Here is a 4096-nt window from a genome sequence, read left to right on the forward strand (position 1 = left end):
GTGGCGCGGCCCGGTGGCGCGGCCCGGTGGCGCGGCCCGGTGGCGCGGCCCGGTGCTGGCTTCGCCGCACCGGACGCCGCCGTGAAGCAGGTGGGCCTTCGCGGGCCGGCCTGGGGTTCTCAGCGCCGGGCGGGGCGGGACAGGAGTACGAGGCTGCGGGGCTCGACCAGTAGGTCCGTGTTCGCCTTGTGTTCGGTCTCGTCGGGGGTGCCCTCGGGGTCGGCGGTGTCGATCAGGGTTGTCCAGCGTTCGCCGTAGGTGGCGTCGGGGAGGCGGAAGTCGACGGGCTCCCAGTAGCTGTTGAGGAGGAGCAGGAAGGAGTCGTCGACGACGGGTCCGCCGTGCGGGTCGCGTTCGGCGATGGCGTCGCCGTTGAGGAAGACCCCCACGCTGTGGGCGTCGGAGCGCTGCCAGTCGTGGTCGGTCATCTCCTGGGCGTCGGGCAGCAGCCAGACCAGGTCGGGCAGCGGCTGTCCGGCGTGCGTGGCGGTCTCGCCGCGGAAGAAACGGCGCCGGCGCAGCACGGGATGCGCGGCGCGCAGCCCGATCACGTACCGGGTGAACGCGGCGAGTCGGCGCTGCTCGTCGCTCAACTCCCAGTCGATCCAGGAGACTTCGTTGTCCTGGCAGTAGGCGTTGTTGTTGCCGCCCTGACTGCGGCCCAGTTCGTCGCCGTGGCTCAGCATCGGGATGCCCTGCGAAAGGAGCAGTGTGGCAAGGAAGTTGCGCTGCTGGCGGGCGCGCAGTTCCAGTACGACGGGGTCGTCGGTCCTGCCCTCCGCACCGCAGTTCCAGGACCGGTTGTCGCTCTCGCCGTCCCGATCGCCCTCCCCGTTGGCCTCGTTGTGTTTGTCGTTGTACGAGACCAGGTCACGCAGGGTGAAACCGTCGTGCGCGGTGACGAAGTTGACGCTCGCGCGTGGCCGGCGACGACTGTGCTGGTACAGGTCGGAGGAGCCGGTGAGCCGGGACGCGAACTCGCCGAGCGTGTGCTCGCCGCCCCGCCAGAAGTCCCGTACGGCGTCCCGGTATCTGCCGTTCCACTCCGACCACAGCGGCGGGAAGTTGCCCACCTGATAGCCGCCCTCACCCACGTCCCAGGGCTCCGCGATGAGCTTGACGCGGCTGATCACCGGGTCCTGCTGGATCAGGTCGAAGAACGCCGAGAGCCGGTCGACCTCGTGGAACTGCCGGGCCAGGGTGGCCGCGAGGTCGAAGCGGAAGCCGTCGACATGCATCTCGGTGACCCAGTGGCGCAGCGAGTCCATGATGAGCTGGAGGACATAGGGGTGCCGCATCAGCAGGCTGTTCCCGGTGCCCGTCGTGTCGTAGTAGTGGCCCCAGTCGCCGTCCACCAGACGGTAGTAGGAGGCGTTGTCGATGCCCCGGAAGGACAGGGTGGGGCCCTTCTCGTTGCCCTCGGCGGTGTGGTTGTAGACGACGTCGAGGATGACTTCGAGCCCGGCGGCGTGCAGCGCCTTCACCATGGACTTGAACTCGGTGACCTGCTGCCCGCGTTCGCGGTGCGCGGCGTAGGCGTTGTGGGGCGCGAAGTAGCCGATCGTGTTGTAGCCCCAGTAGTTGGACAGCCCCCGGTCCTGGAGCACCCCGTCCTGCACGAACTGGTGCACCGGCATCAGCTCGACGGCGGTGACCCCGAGCGAGACCAGGTGGTCGATCACCGCGGGGTGGGCCAGTCCCGCGTACGTGCCGCGGAGTTCCTCGGGCACGTCCGGGTGGGTGCGGGTCAGGCCCTTCACATGGGCCTCGTAGATCACCGTGTCGGCGTACGGGCGCCGGGGCGGCCGGTCCTCGCCCCAGTCGAAGGCCGGGTCGGCGACCACGCCGAGCATGCCGTGCCCGGCGCTGTCGCCGGGAGTGGGACCGGCCGAACGCTCGTACAGCGAGGGGTCGTTGTCGATCTGCCCGTCCACGGCACCGGCGTACGGGTCGAGGAGCAGTTTCGCCGGGTTGCAGCGGTGTCCGGCGCTCGGATGCCACGGGCCGTGCACCCGATAGCCGTAGCGCTGCCCCGGTCCGATTCCCGGGAGATAGCAGTGCCACACGAAGCCGTCGGCCTCGGTCAGCCGAATGTTCCGGTGGCTGCCGTCGTCCTCGACGAGGACGAGGTCGACGCGCTCGGCGACCTCGCTGAACAGCGCGAAGTTGGTGCCTTTCCCGTCGAAGGAGGCACCCAATGGACAGGGGTGCCCGCTCCAGACGGGCACCCCTTTCCGGGACGGGCGCGCGGTCACCGGGCGTCCTCCAGGACGCCGTGCGTGGCGCGGGCCGGCAGGTCGGCCGGTACCTCGCGGGGAAGCTGGAGCATCTCCCGAATGCGGGGCACGGGAGTCGTGGGGACGCGGGGGACGCGTTCGCCGCTGCGGGCACGCTGCGAGAACCAGATGACCTTGCTTCCGGTGTCGGTGGCGCAGCATCCCCAGCCGTCGCTCATCGCGGCGATCCGGGCGAGGCAGGCACGCAGGTCCAGGTCCGGGCGCAGATCGCGGTCGTTGTCGCCGATGGCGGTGATCAGGTGCTGGCCGTTCCACCACAGCTCGATGGACGTGTGCTTGTCCGTCGCGTGCTCGTCGATGGCCCGCAGCAGCAGCTCGGCGCCGCGGCAGACGGGATCCACGAGGATCTCCAGGTCCCAGAGCCGGAGATGGGCGGCCAGGATGCGCCTGACCTGCCCGACCCGTTCCGGGCTGACTTCCACGTCGAGGTGGTAGTAGCAGGGCACTGCGGTCTTCATCTTCGTTGCTCCCTACCGGCGAAGCTCGCGCTTCCCCTCGCCCTGCGGGGCCGGGGCCCCGAACACGAAGCGTGAGCACTGATCGCTTCCGAGTCACCTCCACAGTGCGAGCGCTAGGCCATTCGTGCAACACGAGCGACGGACGGGGTAGTTGAAGATCCAACAAGACGCTTGGTCATCATCTGTGCACCATGAGTGAAAGCCTCGACTGCCGTGACGGAGCCATGCCGCTCCGTGCACGGCCGCCACCCGATGGTCGGGAAACGCGGTCCGCGAGGCGGAAGGTGAACAGCGCCATGCTGCTACCCGCCAAAGCAGAAGTAGCCCGCCACCTGCGGCGCTACCGGGTGTGGGAACGCGTGATGCTCGCGTCGCCGGGCGACCGGACCGCGCGGGCCACCTTCGAGGACTCGGGCTACACCTTGTGCGTGCTGATGGGAAAACGCTGCGCGCGCGAGGCCGCGGACGCCGCCGAGCGCTATCTGCGCAGCTCCGTGGGCACGTACCTCCAGGAGCAGAACGGACGCCCCCTGACGACGGCCGTCGCCCACCGCGCGCCGCCCGTCGCCGTAGACCGGCGTTCCCCGGCGGGAAGATAGTCCCCCTTCCGGCGCAGCTTGGATCCCCGGCCGGGCGAACAGCCCGGCCACGAGCACGGCGGAGGTGAGACCCATGAACACGACCCCCGCGGCCATCGGTCGCATTCCGGTACGTGACGTACGCCCAGCCGTGGACAGCGGCGCGCGCCCGGCGAAGGCGGTGGTGGGCGAGACGTTCGAGGTCACCGCCACCGTGTTCCGCGAGGGCCACGACACGATCGGCGCCAACGTCGTCCTCTACGACCCGGACGGCCGTCCCGGTCCATGGACCCTGATGCGGGAACTCGCCCCCGGCAGCGACCGCTGGGGCGCCGAGGTCACGCCGGACGCGACGGGCCGCTGGTCGTACGTCGTGGAGGCCTGGGGCGATCCCGTCGCCACCTGGCGCCGCGCCGCCCGCATCAAGATTCCGGCCGGCATCGACATCGGCCTGATGCTGGAGGAGGGCGCGGAGCTGCACGCGCGAGCCGCCGCCGGCGTGCCCGAGGGACCGGCACGCGCCACGGTGCTGGCCGCCGCGGAGACGCTGCGCGACGACTCGCTGCCGGTGGGGACGCGTTTCGTGGCCGCGTTGACGCCGGAGGTCATGCGGGCACTGGCCCGGTATCCGCTGCGCGAACTGGTCACGGTCTCCGAGCCTCGTGCGCTGCTGGTGGAGCGGGAGCGGGCGCTGTACGGCGCCTGGTACGAGTTCTTCCCGCGCTCCGAGGGCACGGCGGCCGAGCCGCACGGCACGTTCCGT

At 70.5% G+C, this 4096-nt stretch carries 4 protein-coding genes; 2 read left to right on the forward strand and 2 right to left on the reverse strand.

The annotated features are described in order from the left end of the window. Positions 1–119: 119 nt before the first annotated feature. Positions 120–2255 carry a glycogen debranching protein GlgX gene (glgX, locus tag AB0M63_RS44545; protein ID WP_366023402.1) on the reverse strand — a complete coding sequence of 712 codons (2136 nt, stop codon included), beginning with the start codon at positions 2253–2255 and terminating at the stop codon, positions 120–122. Then, complete coding sequence (locus tag AB0M63_RS44550; RefSeq protein WP_366023403.1) at positions 2252–2755, reverse strand: pep a2; 504 nt, start codon at positions 2753–2755, stop codon at positions 2252–2254. The genes glgX and AB0M63_RS44550 overlap by 4 nt, the downstream gene beginning before the upstream one ends. Positions 2756–3051: 296 nt before the next feature. Here AB0M63_RS44550 and AB0M63_RS44555 point away from each other — a divergent pair, with 296 nt between their 5' ends. Together AB0M63_RS44555 and AB0M63_RS44560 are read left to right on the forward strand one after the other, a co-directional pair. Next, complete coding sequence (locus tag AB0M63_RS44555) at positions 3052–3354, forward strand: DUF5133 domain-containing protein (protein ID WP_355925459.1); 303 nt, start codon at positions 3052–3054, stop codon at positions 3352–3354. A gap of 73 nt (positions 3355–3427) precedes the next feature. Beyond that, a partial coding sequence (locus tag AB0M63_RS44560) for a maltotransferase domain-containing protein (protein WP_366023404.1) occupies positions 3428–4096 on the forward strand: 669 nt, incomplete at its 3' end.

Origin of the sequence: Streptomyces sp. NPDC051576 (assembly GCF_040681835.1) — a bacterium.
Taxonomy (GTDB): Bacteria; Actinomycetota; Actinomycetes; order Streptomycetales; family Streptomycetaceae; genus Streptomyces.